This window comes from Streptomyces sp. NBC_00237 (assembly GCF_026342435.1).
In the GTDB taxonomy this organism is placed as follows: domain Bacteria; phylum Actinomycetota; class Actinomycetes; order Streptomycetales; family Streptomycetaceae; genus Streptomyces.
In genome coordinates, this window is the sequence record NZ_JAPEMT010000002.1 from 2,113,194 (window position 1) to 2,128,597 (window position 15,404).

Sequence of the window (15,404 nt, forward strand, 5' to 3'; positions counted from 1 at the left end):
TCAGAAGCCTCAGAAGCCTCAGAAGAGCGTGCCGACCTCCGGTCCGTCCAGCTCCCCCACCAGCTCCGGCCCGTTGTTGCGGACGTTGCTGACCGCCGTCCCCACCGGATACGCCCGCACCGAACCCGCCCCCGGCGGCACCAGCAGTCCCTTGGCCTCCTCGACCTCCGTCAGGGCGGGGTCCAGCCACGCCCCCCACCTGTCCGGCGTCAGCATCAGCGGCATCCGGGGGTGGATCTCGGCGAGCGAGGACGGGCCGCCCTCCCCCGCCTGCCCTCCGGCCAGCGGCGTCGTCTCCGCCTCGGTCGTGACCACCGAGCACGTCGCCCACCAGGCCATCGGGTGGTCGTCGGGGAGGGTGCGGTCGCGCCAGAACTCGTAGATCCCGGCCATCGCCATGACCGACCCGTCCGCCGGCGTCACGAAGTACGGCTGCTTCCGGGGGCGCTTCTTCTTGCCCTCCTCCTCCAGGCCCCGCTCCGCCGCCCCCGTCACCCACTCGTAATAGCCGTCCGCCGGCACGATGCACCGCCGCGTCGCGAACGCCCGCTTGAAGGACGGCTTCTCGTGGATCGTCTCGGCCCGTGCGTTGATCATCCGCGCCGCGCCCTCGGGCGATTTCGCCCAGGACGGCACCAGCCCCCACCGCAGCATCCGCAGCTGCCGAACCGGACGCGGGTCCTCTGCGTCCTTCACTGCACGTTCGACGATCACAGGCACCGTCTTCGTGGGTGCCACGTTCCAGTCGGGCACGAAGCTCTCGGCCGGGTCCCACTTCTCCACGTCGAAGATTCCGGCGAGGTCTTCGGCCCCCCGGCTCACCGCATAGCGTCCACACATACTTGTCACACTGCCACGCCCGTACAGCCTTCAAGGAGCCGTCCGCCGAAATGAACGTCCTCCCCTCCGGCCTGCTGCTCGCCTCCGCCGCCGACCTCGGCTCCCTCTGGGACCGCCTCACCGGCACCCAGCCCGACCCCGAGAAGTGGATCCTGTACGCGACGGCAGTGCTGGCCCTCGCAGCCGTCGTGCCGCATCCCGTCTGGCGGCTGTCGCGCAACGCGATCACCATCGCCCACGAGGGCGGGCACGGGCTGATCGCCCTGCTCACCGGCCGCACCCTGACCGGCATCCGGCTGCACTCCGACACCAGCGGGCTGACGGTGAGCCGGGGCAGGCCGACCGGAATCGGCATGATCCTCACGGCCGCCGCGGGCTACACCGCGCCGCCCCTGCTCGGCCTCGGCGGTGCGTGGCTGCTGGCCGCCGACCACATCACGCTGTTCCTGTGGCTGGCGACGGCGCTGCTCCTCGCGATGCTGGTGATGATCCGCAACGCGTACGGGGTGCTGACCGTCGTCCTGACCGGGGCCGCCTTCGTCCTCGTGTCCTGGCTGACCGGTCCCGACGTGCAGGCGGCCTTCGCGTACGCCGTCGTGTGGTTCCTGCTGCTGGGAGGCGTACGGCCGGCCTTCGAGCTCCAGTCGAAGCGGCGGCACGGCGGGGCTCCCGACTCCGACGCCGACCAGCTGGCGCGGCTCACGCACGTTCCGCCGTGGATGTGGCTGGCGATGTTCCACGTCGTCTCGGTGTGCGCGCTGCTCGGCGGCGGACGCTGGCTGCTGCGGCTGTAACCGGCATTTTCGATCACGAACTGGCTCCCCCAAGAGCCATTAAAGTAAGGGTCATGACCGAAAGCGCCGTGCATCCTGCCCTCTGGCCCGCCCCCTACGCGACCGGGGCCGTCGACGCGACGGTCACCGTGCCCGGCTCCAAGTCGGTCACCAACCGGGCGCTCGTCCTCGCCGCCCTCGCCGCCGAGCCGGGCTGGCTGCGCCGCCCGCTGCGTTCGCGGGACTCCCTCCTGATGGCGGAGGCGCTGCGCTCGATGGGCGTCGGCATCGAGGAAGGCGTCGGTCCCGACGGCTCGGGCGAGGCATGGCGGATCATCCCCAACGGGCTGCACGGCCCGGCCACCGTCGACGTCGGCAACGCCGGTACGGTCATGCGCTTCCTGCCGCCGGTGGCGGCCCTCGCGGACGGTCCGATCCGTTTCGACGGCGATCCCCGTTCGTACGAGCGGCCGCTCGGGGCGGTCATCACGGCGCTGCGCACGCTCGGGGCGAGGATCGACGACGACGGCCGGGGCGCGCTGCCGCTGACGGTGTTCGGCGGGGGTGCGCTCGACGGCGGGCTCGTCGAGATCGACGCCTCCTCGTCCTCCCAGTTCGTGAGCGCGCTGCTGCTGTCCGCGCCGCGCTTCAACCAGGGAGTGGAGGTCCGGCACGTCGGATCCACGCTGCCGTCCCTGCCGCACATCCGGATGACCGTCGACATGCTGCGTGCGATCGGCGCCCAGGTGGACACCCCCGAGTCCGGCGGCGAGGCGAACGTCTGGCGGGTCGCCCCCGGCGCCCTCCTGGGCCGCGACCTCACCGTCGAGCCCGACCTGTCCAACGCGCAGCCCTTCCTCGCCGCCGCCCTCATCACCGGCGGCCGGGTCACCGTCCCGGACTGGCCCGAGCGCACCACGCAGCCCGGCGACGCGCTCCGGGAGATCTTCACCGCGATGGGCGGTTCGTACGAGCTGACCGAGCGCGGTCTGACCTTCACCGGTACGGGCACGATCCACGGCATCGACTGGGACCTGAGCGAGGTCGGCGAGCTGACCCCCGGCATCGCCGCCGTCGCCGCCCTGGCCGACTCCCCCTCCACCCTCCGGGGCGTCGCCCACCTGCGGCTGCACGAGACGGACCGGCTGGCCGCGCTCACCAAGGAGATCAACGAGCTCGGCGGCGACGTCACCGAGACCGCCGACGGCCTGCACATCCGGCCGCGCACGCTGCACGGCGGCACCTTCCACACGTACGACGACCACCGGATGGCCACCGCAGGGTCGATCATCGGTCTGGCGGTGAAGGACGTACAGATCGAGAACGTGGGGACGACCGCGAAGACCCTGCCCGACTTCCCGGCCATGTGGTCCGACATGCTCGCGGGCAACTGACGGGCCGGGCGAACCGACGATGCGCCGCTACGGCAAGAACCCCGACGAGGACGACATCCGCGTCCGGCCCAACCGCAAGGGCAACCGCCCCCGCACCCACATCCGCCCCAAGCACGAGGACGCCCAGGAGGGCATGGTCCTCACTGTGGACCGGGGGCGCCTGACCTGCCTCGTCGAGGACCGTCACGTCGTCGCGATGAAGGCCCGCGAACTGGGCCGCAAGGCGGCGGTCGTGGGCGACAAGGTCATGATCGTCGGGGATCTCTCGGGCGACAAGGACACCCTCGCCCGCATCGTCCGCATCGAGCCGCGCGCCTCCGTGCTGCGGCGCACGGCCGACGACGACGACCCCTTCGAGCGGGTCGTCGTCGCCAACGCCGACCAGCTCGCCATCGTCACCGCGCTCGCCGACCCCGAGCCCCGTCCGCGCATGATCGACCGCTGTCTGGTGGCAGCGTACGACGGGGGTCTGACACCGCTGCTCGTCCTGACGAAGTCGGACCTGGCCTCCGCCGACCCGCTCCTGGAGATGTACGTGCCGCTGGGCGTGCCGTACATCGTCACCAGCCGTGAGGAGCTGGAGAACGGGGCGGCGACGGACGTGGTCCGCGAGCACCTCGACGGCAAGATCACCGCCTTCGTCGGGCACTCGGGCGTCGGCAAGACGACCCTGGTCAACACGCTCGTGCCCAAGGAGCAGCGGCGTACGACGGGGCACGTCAACGCGGTCACCGGGCGCGGTCGGCACACCACCACGTCGGCGCTCGCGCTCCCTCTGGCGGGTGAGTCCGGGTGGGTGATCGACACTCCGGGTGTGCGGTCCTTCGGGCTGCACCACGTGGACCCCTCGCGCGTCATCCACGCCTTCCCGGACCTGGAGCCGGGTACGGAGGGATGTCCGCGCGGCTGTACGCACGACGAGAACGCGCCGGAGTGCGCGCTCGCCGCGTGGGTGTCGGACGGACACGCGGACCCGGCCCGGCTGTATTCGCTGCGTCGGCTGCTCGCCACCCGGGAACGCCGCGACGGCGACTGAACCGTAGGCGTTTGCTCCGGCGTCCCTCTGGTAAAGGCATAATCACACCGAGCGAGACCAAGCAGTCACCGACCAGGACCGAGGCGGTCCTGGCTGACGCGGGAGGCACTCAATGGCGTGGCTGCTAGTGGTGGTGGCGGGCATCCTCGAAACCGGTTTCGCCGTGTGCCTGAAGCTTTCGCACGGGTTCACGAGACTCTGGCCGACGATCGCGTTCGCGGCGTTCGCGCTCGGCAGCTTCGGGTTGCTGACCCTGGCCCTGAAGCGTCTCGACGTCGGCCCGGCGTACGCCGTCTGGACGGGCATCGGCGCTGCGGGCACGGCCATCTACGGGATGATCTTCCTCGACGACGTCGTCTCGACCCTGAAGCTGGTCTCCATCTCCTTCGTCATCATCGGCGTCATCGGCCTCCAACTCTCCGGCTCCTCCCACTAGACCCTCGCGGGGCTCGGGGGCTTGGGGTTTGTACGCGCGGGTACGCCGTGGCTGGCTGCGCAGTTCCCCGCCCCCCTAGAGGAAAGCTCCGCAGCCCCCCCTGGTGGCGGAGCCGCCCCCCTCCGTCTAGCCCCCTTGGGCGGCGGAGCCTTCGCCCAGCCCCCTTGGGCGGCGGGGCCGCCCCCCGGGGGCGGCACGGGCGGGCAAGGGGGCGGCCCCCTCCGCTCCGGGCCCACCCCGGAGCGCCCCCGCCCCACCCCGGCACCGGCCACACCCTGGAAGGGGCCCCGCCCAGCCCCCGCGCCGCCGCACCCTCCAACAGGCCCCCGCCTCACCCCCGTACCCCCACCCCTCACCCCCTCAGCACGCCCCGCACCACCTCCCCCACCCCGCCACTCCCGGGAGCCACCACCCACGACACCGCCACCCTCACCACCGCCTCGCACGAGACCGCCCCGCCCACCCCCGCCGCCTCGGCCCTCTCCCGTACGACCCCCAAAAGCTCGCCCGCCCCCGGCGCTCCACCGTCCGCCCGCCTCTGCGCCACCCCCGCGGCCCCCGCCGGGACCCCCCGCGCCGCCCGCCCCGAGGGCAACCGGTCGGACCAGCACCCCGTCACCAGCGCCCGCACCAGCACGTTCGCCCGGGCCGCCCGCACGATCCACTCCGCGACCCCGACCAGCCGGTCCGCGTCCGACCCGGTCTTCTCCGCCAGCACCCGGTCGACGCCCGCCAGAAACCCGTCGGCCTCCCGCCGCACCAGCGCCCGCGCCAGCCCGTCCTTGCTGCCGAACTCGTTGTAGAGGGTCTGCCGGGACACCCCGGCCGAGGCCGCCACGTCGACCATCCGCACGGCCGTCCAGGGCCGCGTCGCGAGCGACGTGTAGGCGGCGTCCAACAGGGCTTCTCGCGCAGTGGGCATAGCGTCGCCTCCCGCCTGCCAGCGTTGACGCCCCGTCACCCACTGTCAAGGGCGCCCGCCGCGCGCCACGCCCCACCGGGACCGCGCATGGTCACCCGCCGATCACCCTCGATACTGTGACGCCCATGCCCGACTATCACGATGACCTGCGCCTCGCCCACGTCCTCGCCGACGCCGCCGACGCGACCACCATGGAGCGGTTCAAGGCCCTGGACCTCAAGGTCGAGACGAAGCCGGACATGACCCCGGTGACCGAGGCCGACAAGGCCGCCGAAGAGCTGATCCGGGGCCAGCTGAAGCGCGCCCGCCCGCGCGACGCGGTCCTCGGCGAGGAGTACGGCCTGGAGGGTTCGGGCCCGCGCCGCTGGGTGATCGACCCCATCGACGGTACGAAGAACTACGTGCGCGGCGTCCCGGTCTGGGCCACGCTCATCTCCCTCATGGAGGCGGGCGAGGGAGGCTACCGCCCGGTCGTCGGCGTGGTCTCGGCCCCCGCACTGGGCCGCCGCTGGTGGGCCGCGAAGGGCGCGGGCGCGTACACGGGCCGCAGCCTGACCTCCGCGAGCCGCATCCACGTCTCCAAGGTCCCCAAGATCGCCGATTCCTCCTTCGCGTACTCCTCCCTCTCCGGCTGGGAGGAGCAGGGGCGCCTCGACGGCTTCCTCGACCTCTCCCGGGCCTGCTGGCGGACCCGCGGCTACGGCGATTTCTGGCCGTACATGATGGTCGCGGAGGGCTCGATCGACATCTGCGCCGAGCCGGAGCTCTCCCTCTGGGACATGGCCGCGAACGCGATCGTCGTCGAGGAGGCGGGCGGCAGTTTCACCAGCCTGGACGGTGTCCCCGGCGTCGACGGCGGCAACGCGGCGGCCTCCAACGGCCTGCTCCACCACGAGTTGCTCGGCTACCTCAACCAGCGCTACTGAGTGCCCTGGGGGGCGTGTGACGAGATTTTACGCGCCCCTCAACTTGCCCCTACCTCCCCCTTGTTGACCCCTGGCGGGCCTGCGACTCTGAAAGCTCCCTCACTTGTGAACTTGTGAATCCGTTCCCGTTGCGTCCCGCTGCGGGGTGACGGATACGCACCCAGGAGGTGGCTTCACTCCATGCTCGTACGCGATGCCATGAGCACGATGGTCCTCACCATCGGCCCCGCCCACACACTCCGCCAGGCCGCCCGGCTGATGTCCGCCCGCCACGTCGGCGCGGCCATCGTCCTCGACTCCGACACCAGCGGCCTCGGCATCCTCACCGAGCGCGACGTACTCAACTCCATCGGCGCGGGGCAGGACCCCGACCTGGAGACCGCCTGCTCCCACACCACCACCGACGTTGTCTTCGCCTCCCCGTCCTGGACCCTGGAAGACGCGGCGGAGGCCATGGCGCACGGCGGCTTCCGCCACCTGATCGTGCTGGACGAGCAGGGCGAGCCGGTCGGCGTCGTCTCGGTCCGCGACATCATCCGCTGCTGGGCCCCGAGCCGCCGCCGCCCGGCGACGCTGGCGGGCTGACCGCCCGTACCGTACGCGTCCTCACCGCACGAAAAGAGTCCTCACCGTACGAAAAGACCGGTGGGCCGGGCTCCCGAAGGAAGCCCGGCCCACCGGCCGCACCCGCGCAACGCCTACTTGCCGCTCCGCAGCGCCTGGACGGCAGCCTCCAGCCGCTTGCCGAAGTCGCCGTCCGCCTGACGGAAGTTGTTGACGGCCCGCTCGGCGATGTCGTCGCGCGACACCTTCGCGATGAACCCGGCGAGGTTCTCCACCAGACGCCCCTTCTCGTCCTCGGACATCAGCCGGTACAGGTCACCGGCCTGCACGAAGTCGTTGTCCTCGGCGTGGCTCGGCGCCTCGTGGTTGCCCGTCGACCCCGTCACCGCGACCGGCTGCCACAGCGGCTTGTCGGTCTGGAAAGGCCCTCCGAAGCTGTTCGGCTCGTAGTTCTTCGCGCCCGCGTGACGGCCGTCGTACAGGAACCCGTCACGGGAGTTGGTGCGCGCCTCGGTGGCGTGCGGGCGGTTCACCGGCAGGTGGTCGGCGTTGATGCCGACGCGGTAGCGGTGCGCGTCGCCGTACGCGAACAGCCGCCCCTGGAGCATCTTGTCCGGGGAGGGCCCGATGCCCGGCACGAAGTGGGCGGGGCTGAAGATCGACTGCTCGACCTCGGCGAAGACGTTCTGCGGGTTGCGGTTGAGCTCCAGCTTGCCGATCTCGATCGGCGGGTAGTCCTCGTGCGGCCACACCTTGGTGAGGTCGAACGGGTTGAAGCGGTACGTCGCCGCGTCCGCCGCAGGCATGATCTGCACCTGCACCGTCCAGGACGGGAACTCGCCGCGCTCGATGGCCTCGCGCAGGTCGCGCTGGTGGCTGTCCGGGTCCTCGCCCGCGAGCGCGTTGGCCTCGCTCTGGGTGAGGTTCTTGATCCCCTGGTCGGTCTTGAAGTGGTACTTCACCCAGAAGACCTCGCCCTGGGCGTTGTTCCACTGGTACGTGTGCGAGCCGTAGCCGTTCATGTGGCGCAGCGTCGCGGGGATGCCCCGGTCGCCGAACAGCCACGTCACCTGGTGGGTGCTCTCCGGGCTCAGCCCCCAGAAGTCCCAGACGTTGTCGGCTTCCTGGCTGCCGGTGTACGGGTCGCGCTTCTGCGTGTGGATGAAGTCCGGGAACTTGATGGCGTCCTTGATGAAGAAGACGGGGGTGTTGTTCCCGACGAGGTCGTAGTTCCCCTCCTCCGTGTAGAACTTCAGCGCGAAGCCACGCGGGTCACGCACGGCGTCGGCGGAACCGAGGTTCCCCGCCACGGTCGAGAAGCGCAGAAACGTCTCCGTCTGTTTCCCCACCTCCGACAGGAACTTCGCCCGCGTCCACTGCGAGACGTCCCGCGTCAGCGTGAAGGTGCCGTACGCACCGGCGCCGCGCGCATGCACCACACGCTCCGGGATCCGCTCCCGGTTGAAGTGCGCGAGCTTCTCAAGGAGCGCCTGGTCCTGTACGAGCACGGGGCCGCCGATACCGGCCGTCTCGCTGTTCTGGTTGTCGGCGACCGGTGCGCCGGCCTCGGTGGTGAGCGGTCCCTGCGTGGTCACGTGCGCCTCCTGCGTCATTCCTGCGAGTCCTGTCCCTCGCCTATCGCCAAAGCCGATCCTACAATGGACTCTGTCTAAGTCAATCAACCATCCAACTTCACACCCACTCGGGACTAAGGTCCCTCCCCTGTTAGGCTGGAAGACATGAGTGACCTACTGGAACGACTGCGCGGACGCGGCTGGCGCATGACCGCACAACGCCGCGTCGTGGCCGAGGTGCTCGACGGGGACCACATGCACCTGACCGCCGACGAGGTGCACGCCCGCGCGGTCGACCGGCTCCCGGAGATCTCGCGCGCCACGGTCTACAACACGCTCGGCGAGATGGTCTCCCTCGGCGAGGTCATCGAGGTCTCCACGGACCGCCGCGCCAAGCGCTACGACCCGAACGCGCACCGCCCCCACCAGCATCTGGTGTGTGCGAAGTGCGGCGCGATCCGCGACGTCCACCCGGCAGGCAACCCCCTGTCCGACCTCCCGGACACGGAACGCTTCGGCTTCACCATCTCGAACGTGGAAGTCACCTACCGAGGCATCTGCCCGAACTGCGCCTGACTCCCGCGCCCCGTCAGGGGCGCGGGGAACGCGACCAGCCATCTGCCCGCCCGAGCGCTCGCACGGCGTACGCCCGCACGGCCGCACGCAAAAACGACCGATGGCCCGGGACTCTTTCGAATCCCGGGCCATCGGCCTCTAGTAGCGGGGACAGGATTTGAACCTGCGACCTCTGGGTTATGAGCCCAGCGAGCTACCGAGCTGCTCCACCCCGCGTCGGTAAACGCAACTCTACGCCCTGCCCCCGACCAGCGCAAATCGCTGTCCCGCCGCAGCGCCCGAGCCCCTAAGCCGTCAGCTCCTGATGCAACGCGTCCCGCAGCCGCGCCGCCCTCTCCGCCACCTCCGCCGGCCCCAGCTCAACCGCCCGCACACACCACCGCTCCCCCTCGCCCAGCTCCCCCCGCCGCGCCGCCAGCAGCGCCAGCCGCAACGCCGCCCGCCCGTGCCCGGCATGCGCCGCCCGCGTCCACCACAGCTGCGCCTCCGGCTCACGCCCTTCCCTGGCCAGCAGCAGCCCCAGGTTGAAGGCACCCCCGAGGCTCCCCGCCTCGGCCGCCTCCCGGTACCACCGCGCCGCGCCCGCGACGTCGCCCCGACCCGCCGCCAGCATCCCGACCCGTACCTGGGCACGCCGATGCCCCTGCTCGGCGGCCCGCTCGTACCACTCCTCGCACTCGGACTTCTCGTCCACGGGCTCCCCGAGGACGGGCGGCCCGGCAGGGGGCCGACGCGCGTCGAGCAGCATCCCCAACCGGAAGGCCCCCTCCGCGCTCCCCCCGCCGGCGGCCCGCCGCAAATGCGCCTCCGCGTCCTGCTCGTCGCCGTCCCGCAGCAACGCGATGCCCACCTGGAGCGCCGCCTCGGTGTGCCCGGCCGCGGCAGCCCGCTCGTACCACTCCAGGGCGCCCTGCTCGTCCCCCCGGCCCGCGTACAGGATGCCCAGGTTGAAGGCGGCGTCGACGCTGCCCGCCTCGGCCGCCTTGGAGAACCACGGCTCGGCCCCGGAGGCGTCGCCCCCCTGCATCAGCAGGATCGCCAGCGCGTTCGCCGCCTCGCGATGCCCGGCGTACGCCGCCCGCCGGTACCACTGCTCGGCCTGCGCCGTCCGCCCCTGCGCGGCGCACAACAGCCCCAGGTTGTACGCGCCGTTGATGTCACCGGCGTCCAGAGCGGCCCGGTACCACCGCTCCGCCGTCTGCTGCTCACCCCTGGCGGCGTGCTGCGCCCCCAGCGCGTTCGCGGCGTTCCCGTCGCCCTCCTGGGCGGCGCGCAGCCACCACACGGCGGCGCTCTCCTCGTCGCCCGCGTCGCGCAGCAGGAAGCCCAGCGCGCACGCGGCCCTCGGCTCGCCGTCCTTGGCGGAGGTCAGGTACCAGCGCCCGGCCTCCTTCAGCTCGCCCCGCGCCTCCAGAATCACGCCCAGGTGCAGGGCGGCCCTCCGGTGTCCGCGCGCGGCGGCCTGCCGGTACCACTGCTCGGCCTCCACCGCGGGCGGCTTCTCCCCGGGCGCGACGGTCGAGTTGCGGAGCATCCTCGGATCGGTGTCCCAGGTGATGCCCCGCCGACTGGCCACATCCGCTGCGGGCCCGCCGCCCGTGGGCGTACCCGCCCGGCGGTCCAGCAGCCTCGCCAGACGGTACGAAGCCTCCCGGTGCCCCTGCTCGGCGGCGGCCCGCAGCCACCGCTCGGCACCGACGTCGCCCCGGTGCTCCAGCAGATCGGCGAGCGCGTACGCGCCCAGGGCGTGGCCGTGCTCGGCGGACTGGCGCAGCCAGTACTCGGCGCCGGGCTCGTCGCCGCGCTCGCGGTAGTGGCGGCCGAGGGCGTGGGCGGCGGCGGCGGACCCGGCGACGGCGGCGACACGCCACCATCCGGCGGCCTCCTCCGCGTACCCGCGCTGGTGCAGCAGGACGCCGAGGTTGTTGGCGGCGGCGCGGTCACCGGCGGCCGTGGCGGCACGGAGGTGGGGTTCGGCGCCGTCGAGGTCGCCGCGGCGCAGCAGCAGGGACCCGAGGACGCTCATGGACGCGGCGTCGCCGTTCGCGGCGGCCTGCCGGTGGCGCAGCTCGTACTCCGCCGTGGCGGTGTCCGTGTCCCTGTCCGCCGTGACGGTGTCGGTTCCTTCGTCGGTCCGGAACGCGGCCCGCAGCTCGCCCGTCCGGTCCGTATCAGTCCGGTCCGTATCAGTCAGTCCCGTGTCAATCCGCCCCGTGTCGACCTGCCCTGTCTCCAACAGAGTTGCCCTGTCCCCCATAGTTTTCATCGTCGCACCACCCGCAACCCGGGTACACCTGGTATACCGCAGCCATTGAGGTCACTTCAGCGTTTTGTCGACATGCCCACAGGGCGACAAGTCAAACACATACGGTGTACGGACATACGACGAGGGCCCGAATCCTCAATGGATTCGGGCCCTCGTCTTTCAGTAGCGGGGACAGGATTTGAACCTGCGACCTCTGGGTTATGAGCCCAGCGAGCTACCGAGCTGCTCCACCCCGCGTCGTTGTTCTGCAACCGTACCACGCTGCGGGGTGGGCCCGACCAGCCGTTTTACCGGGCCGGGGACCGGGAGGTCCGGGAGTCCCGGGCGCACGGCCTGCACGGCCGCGCGCCCGGAACCGGATCACTCGCTCTTCGGCGGGTCGGCCGCGTCCGGCGACTTCGACGCGTCGGGCGTCTTGTCGTCGCTCTTGTCCGCGCCCTTGTCCGCGCCCTTGTCGTCGGTCGGCGGCGTGCCCTTCTGGGCGTCGGCCGCCCGCTGGAGCGCGTCGCGCAGCTTCTCCTGCGCCTTGCCGTACGCCACCCAGTCCTGCGGCGCCTTCTGGAGCGCCTTGTCGCTGTCCGCCAGCGCGGCGGAAGCGTCCGCGATGGCCTTCTGGAGCGCGGCGGAGCCGGTGGCGGGCGGCTTGGTGGTGCCGTCGTCGCCCTTGTCCGGCGGGGTCTCCGCACCCTTCTCGCCGAAGACGGCGTTCAGCGCCTCGGCGAGACTGTCCTTGAAGACGGTCTCCTTGCCGTACGAGACGCCGACCTTCTTCAGCAGCGGGTACTGGGCGTTGTTGCCCTGCGCGTACACCGGAGTGACGTACAGGAACCCTTCGTTGAGCGGGATCGTCAGCAGGTTGCCGTACTCGATGTCCGAGTTGGCGCCCTTGGTGTTGCGGACGAATTCCGTGACGTCGGGGTTGGTGCTCAGCCGGTTCTGCACCTGCTGCGGACCGAGGACGTCACCGGTGACTCTCAGGAGCCTTATGGTGCCGTAGTTCGGACTCGCCGCATCCGCGTCGACCGCCATGAACCCCCCGAGGTTGGGGCGTCCGTTGGGCGTGAAGGTCGTCGTCAAGGAGAAGTTCTGGTCCTTGTCGCCGGGCATCTTCAGGCTCAGGTAGTACGGCGGCACGGCGCCCTTGGCGTCGGTCGTCGGGTCGTCCGGGACCTGCCAGGCGTCGGAGCCGGAGTAGAACTGCTTCGGCTCCGTGACGTGGTAGCGGGTGAGCAGCTCGCGCTGGACCTTGAACATGTCCTGCGGATAGCGCAGGTGCTCCTTGAGCTGCGCCGGGATCTTGTCCTTGTCCTCGACCGTGCCCGGGAACGCCTTCTTCCAGGTCTTGAGGACCGGGTCCTTCTCGTCCCACTCGTAGAGCTTGACCGTGCCGTCGTACGCGTCGACGGTGGCCTTCACCGAGTTGCGGATGTAGTTGACCTGGTTCTGCTGGGCGACGACGGCGCGCTGGTTGGTGGTCAGCGAGTCGGTCGTGGTGTCCCCGAGCGTCGTGCGCGACGCGTACGGGTAGCCGTTGGTCGTGGTGTAGGCGTCGACGATCCACTGGATGCGGTCGCCGATGATCGCCGGGTAGGCGTCGCCGTCGATGGTCAGCCAGGGGGCGACCGCCTCGACGCGCTCCTTGGGCGTGCGGTTGTACAGGATCCGCGAGCCCTCGCCGATGGCGCCGGAGTAGAGGATCTGCGGCTCGCTCATCGTGACGGCGTACGCCGCACGGTTGAACGGGTTGGAGAGGTTGACGCCGCTGCCGCCCTGGTACCGGGTGGTCTTGGTCGCCTCGCCGTTCTTCTCGTAGTCGAGCTCCTGCTGCGGACCGCCGACGATCGAGTACTGCTCGGTCTTCTCGCCGTAGTAGATCCGCTGCTCGTACTTGGCCTTCTCGCTGAGCACGCCCTGGGACGGGAGGCCGGACTCGGTGAACTCCGGGCCGCCCTCGTTGTCCGCGTTGACGGAGGTGCCCTTGGCGGTCACCGCACCGTAACCGTGCGTGTAGTAGAAGTGGTCGTTGATCCAGTTCCGCTTCGGAATGCCCTTGAGGTCGAGCTCGCGGAGGCCGATGACGGTGTCCTGGCCGTTGTAGCGGTCGACGTCGAGGGTCTGCGGGAACTGGTAGTACTTCCGCTCCTGCTGGAGCTGGCGGAAGGTCGGGGAGACGACGTTCGGGTCGAGCAGGCGGTAGCTGGCCGCCGTGTCGGCGTCCTTGCGCAGCTGCGCGTTGTCGCCGCTGTCGCCCGCCCCCTTGTAGTCGGTGACCCTGGCGCCGTCGATGTCGTACGCCTTGCGGGTCGCCTCGATGTTCTTCTTGATGTACGGGGCTTCCTTGGCCTGCTCGTTCGGCTGGACCTGGAACTTCTGCACGATCGCCGGGTAGAGCCCGCCGATCAGGATCGCCGAGAGCACCATGAGGCCGAAGCCGATCACCGGCAGCTGCCAGGTGCGGCGCCACAGCGTCGCGAAGAACAGCACGGCGCAGATGACGGCGATGCAGAACAGGATCGTCTTCGCCGGGAGGTAGGCGTTGGCGTCGACGTAGCGCAGGCCGGTCCAGTTGCCGGTGGCCTTGAAGTCGCTGGACTTCACCGCGAGACCGTACCGGTCCAGCCAGTACGCGACGGCCTTGAGCGCGACGAAGATGCCGAGCAGCACCGACAGGTGGCCGGTGGCGGCGGCGGTCGCGCGCGCACCGGGGCTGGTGATGCGCAGTCCGCCGTACAGGTAGTGCACCAGGGCGGCGGCGACCAGGGAGATCACCGCTGCGGCGAACCCGAAGCCGAGCAGGAAGCGGTACCAGGGCAGGTCGAAGGCGTAGAACGCCACGTCGAGCCCGAATTCCGGGTCCTTCTGCCCGAACAGCTCACCGTTGACCCACAGGAGCCAGGTGCGCCACTGTCCGGCGGCGGAGGCTCCCGAAATCAGCCCGACGAGGGCGGTGATCGCGATCAGCACCCACTTCTTGTACGGGGCCAGACCCATCCGGTAGCGGTCGAGGCTCTGCTGCTCCATCGACATCGCGCTGAGCGGCGGCCGGAGCCGGTGCGCCAGCCAGATGTTCACGCCGACGGCTGCGGCCATGAGGAGACCGAAGACGGCGAACAGCCCGATCTTGGTCCACAGAGTGGTGGTGAAGACGGAGGAGAACTTGACCGATCGGTACCAGAGCCAGTCCGTCCAGAACCCGGCGAACATGACGAACGCCATGGCCAGGACGGCCAGGACCCCCAGTGTCATGAGCAGGGTCCGGGCACGCCGGGAGGGCCGGCCCACTCTGATCCGTGGCCCGGTCGGGCCTCCGCCGCGGTCCGGCATCTGGAAAGCCAACGTGCGCACCTCGAAGTTCGCTGTGTTGTTTGCGGTGTCTGGCGTTTTTAGCGGTGTGTAGCAGGTTGTGCGGGGCCCCGCGATCGTAGGGCCCGTACCTATGCAACTTACTGAAGCTTTACTCAGTTCCCGCTTTGGGGGCCGAAGGAGGCAGGATATTCACCATGTCCAACTCCTCCCCCTCAGACCACACCCCTCCGATGCCCTCTCCGGGCACGCCGATGGCGGCCAGTCCGCTCACCCGGGCCGTCCTGGAGATCGACGAGTACGCGTCCGGCCTCGGCTGGGACAAGCCCGCGCGGCTGTTCGCCCTCGTCGACACGGCGAAGCTGCGCAAGCAGGAGCCGGGGCTCGCCAAGCAGCTCGGCATCGATCCCGCGCAGGCCGCCGGGTACACGCCGATCGAGCAGGAGGAGATTCCGCGCGGCAAGGCGCTGGACGAGTTCCTCGGCACGATCGCCTGGCCCGCCGGGGTCACCGGGTGCGCCCTCACGGTGGAGCGTCTGATGCTGCCGCCGTCGGCCGAGGCGTCCGTGCCGGAGGGGCTGAAGGGCAAGCAGCTCACCAAGTGGGTGGCCGCGCACCCGGACCGCCAGGAGGTGCGGATGACGGTGGCCGTGCTGCGCGGCGGGGCCCGCGAGTCGGCGATCCGGCTGCGCGAGAAGGACTCGCCCAACGAGGTGCTGACGGGGCCTGACCTGGTGCCCGGTCTGGCGGAGGCACTGGCGGCGACGTTCGAGTCGTAACACCGGTAATACCGC

Annotated in this window: 13 protein-coding genes and 2 tRNA genes; 8 read left to right on the forward strand and 7 right to left on the reverse strand. The window is 70.7% G+C overall.

The genetic code is table 11. The features are described from left to right. Positions 1-18: 18 nt before the first annotated feature. Positions 19-840, reverse strand: coding sequence for an SOS response-associated peptidase (locus OG897_RS23120; RefSeq protein WP_266659102.1), 822 nt, complete (start codon positions 838-840; stop codon positions 19-21). 50 nt (positions 841-890) lie between these two features. Here OG897_RS23120 and OG897_RS23125 point away from each other — a divergent pair, with 50 nt between their 5' ends. From OG897_RS23125 to OG897_RS23140, 4 genes are all read left to right on the forward strand, one after another. Further along, positions 891-1,634, forward strand: a complete 744-nt coding sequence (locus OG897_RS23125; protein WP_266659103.1) for a M50 family metallopeptidase — start codon at positions 891-893, stop codon at positions 1,632-1,634. Between the two features lie 53 nt (positions 1,635-1,687). Continuing rightward, entirely contained in the window at positions 1,688-3,007 is a 1,320-nt protein-coding gene (gene aroA / locus OG897_RS23130; protein ID WP_266659104.1) for a 3-phosphoshikimate 1-carboxyvinyltransferase, read from the forward strand. Between the two features lie 19 nt (positions 3,008-3,026). Then, positions 3,027-4,043, forward strand: coding sequence for a ribosome small subunit-dependent GTPase A (rsgA, locus tag OG897_RS23135; protein WP_266659105.1), 1,017 nt, complete (start codon positions 3,027-3,029; stop codon positions 4,041-4,043). A gap of 112 nt (positions 4,044-4,155) precedes the next feature. After that, the gene (locus OG897_RS23140; protein ID WP_266659106.1) at positions 4,156-4,479 is read left to right on the forward strand and encodes a multidrug efflux SMR transporter; all 324 of its coding nucleotides are present in this window, start codon (positions 4,156-4,158) and stop codon (positions 4,477-4,479) included. A 352-nt stretch (positions 4,480-4,831) separates the two neighbouring features. On the opposite strand, the gene OG897_RS23145 is transcribed toward OG897_RS23140, so the two are convergent. Further along, positions 4,832-5,401 (reverse strand): TetR/AcrR family transcriptional regulator, encoded by a 570-nt coding sequence (locus OG897_RS23145; RefSeq protein WP_266659107.1) that lies wholly within the window; start codon positions 5,399-5,401, stop codon positions 4,832-4,834. Positions 5,402-5,526: 125 nt separating this feature from the next. On the opposite strand from OG897_RS23145, the gene hisN reads away from it, so the two are divergent. Next, complete coding sequence (hisN, locus tag OG897_RS23150) at positions 5,527-6,327, forward strand: histidinol-phosphatase (protein WP_266659108.1); 801 nt, start codon at positions 5,527-5,529, stop codon at positions 6,325-6,327. 180 nt (positions 6,328-6,507) lie between these two features. Beyond that, the gene (locus OG897_RS23155) at positions 6,508-6,912 is read left to right on the forward strand and encodes a cyclic nucleotide-binding/CBS domain-containing protein (protein WP_266659109.1); all 405 of its coding nucleotides are present in this window, start codon (positions 6,508-6,510) and stop codon (positions 6,910-6,912) included. Between the two features lie 113 nt (positions 6,913-7,025). Here the strand turns inward: OG897_RS23155 and OG897_RS23160 are convergent, their stop codons facing one another. Continuing rightward, on the reverse strand, positions 7,026-8,504 hold the full coding sequence (locus OG897_RS23160; RefSeq protein WP_266659110.1) for a catalase: 1,479 nt from the start codon (positions 8,502-8,504) through the stop codon (positions 7,026-7,028). A gap of 126 nt (positions 8,505-8,630) precedes the next feature. Between OG897_RS23160 and OG897_RS23165 the strand changes: the two genes are divergently transcribed. Next, complete coding sequence (locus OG897_RS23165) at positions 8,631-9,041, forward strand: Fur family transcriptional regulator (protein WP_266659111.1); 411 nt, start codon at positions 8,631-8,633, stop codon at positions 9,039-9,041. A gap of 142 nt (positions 9,042-9,183) precedes the next feature. On the opposite strand, the gene OG897_RS23170 is transcribed toward OG897_RS23165, so the two are convergent. The 4 genes from OG897_RS23170 to OG897_RS23185 form a co-directional block, all read right to left on the reverse strand. After that, a tRNA-Met gene (locus tag OG897_RS23170) sits at positions 9,184-9,257 on the reverse strand. Between the two features lie 70 nt (positions 9,258-9,327). Continuing rightward, a complete protein-coding gene (locus OG897_RS23175) occupies positions 9,328-11,307 on the reverse strand; it encodes a tetratricopeptide repeat protein (RefSeq protein WP_266659112.1) in 1,980 nt (659 codons plus the stop codon). A 163-nt stretch (positions 11,308-11,470) separates the two neighbouring features. After that, a tRNA-Met gene (locus OG897_RS23180) sits at positions 11,471-11,544 on the reverse strand. A 123-nt stretch (positions 11,545-11,667) separates the two neighbouring features. After that, positions 11,668-14,631 carry a UPF0182 family protein gene (locus OG897_RS23185; protein ID WP_266660429.1) on the reverse strand — a complete coding sequence of 988 codons (2,964 nt, stop codon included), beginning with the start codon at positions 14,629-14,631 and terminating at the stop codon, positions 11,668-11,670. Between the two features lie 176 nt (positions 14,632-14,807). Between OG897_RS23185 and OG897_RS23190 the strand changes: the two genes are divergently transcribed. Further along, complete coding sequence (locus tag OG897_RS23190; protein ID WP_266659113.1) at positions 14,808-15,389, forward strand: PPA1309 family protein; 582 nt, start codon at positions 14,808-14,810, stop codon at positions 15,387-15,389. The last annotated feature ends 15 nt before the right edge of the window (positions 15,390-15,404 follow it).

Excerpts from the sequence above, each read along its gene's own strand:
- OG897_RS23120 (WP_266659102.1), bottom strand. The coding sequence starts at position 840 with ATGTGTGGACGCTATGCGGTGAGCCGGGGGGCCGAAGACCTCGCCGGA.
- OG897_RS23125 (WP_266659103.1), top strand. The coding sequence starts at position 891 with ATGAACGTCCTCCCCTCCGGCCTGCTGCTCGCCTCCGCCGCCGACCTC.
- aroA (WP_266659104.1), top strand. The coding sequence starts at position 1,688 with ATGACCGAAAGCGCCGTGCATCCTGCCCTCTGGCCCGCCCCCTACGCG.
- rsgA (WP_266659105.1), top strand. The coding sequence starts at position 3,027 with ATGCGCCGCTACGGCAAGAACCCCGACGAGGACGACATCCGCGTCCGG.
- OG897_RS23140 (WP_266659106.1), top strand. The coding sequence starts at position 4,156 with ATGGCGTGGCTGCTAGTGGTGGTGGCGGGCATCCTCGAAACCGGTTTC.
- OG897_RS23145 (WP_266659107.1), bottom strand. The coding sequence starts at position 5,401 with ATGCCCACTGCGCGAGAAGCCCTGTTGGACGCCGCCTACACGTCGCTC.
- hisN (WP_266659108.1), top strand. The coding sequence starts at position 5,527 with ATGCCCGACTATCACGATGACCTGCGCCTCGCCCACGTCCTCGCCGAC.
- OG897_RS23155 (WP_266659109.1), top strand. The coding sequence starts at position 6,508 with ATGCTCGTACGCGATGCCATGAGCACGATGGTCCTCACCATCGGCCCC.
- OG897_RS23160 (WP_266659110.1), bottom strand. The coding sequence starts at position 8,504 with ATGACGCAGGAGGCGCACGTGACCACGCAGGGACCGCTCACCACCGAG.
- OG897_RS23165 (WP_266659111.1), top strand. The coding sequence starts at position 8,631 with ATGAGTGACCTACTGGAACGACTGCGCGGACGCGGCTGGCGCATGACC.
- OG897_RS23175 (WP_266659112.1), bottom strand. The coding sequence starts at position 11,307 with ATGAAAACTATGGGGGACAGGGCAACTCTGTTGGAGACAGGGCAGGTC.
- OG897_RS23185 (WP_266660429.1), bottom strand. The coding sequence starts at position 14,631 with ATGCCGGACCGCGGCGGAGGCCCGACCGGGCCACGGATCAGAGTGGGC.
- OG897_RS23190 (WP_266659113.1), top strand. The coding sequence starts at position 14,808 with ATGTCCAACTCCTCCCCCTCAGACCACACCCCTCCGATGCCCTCTCCG.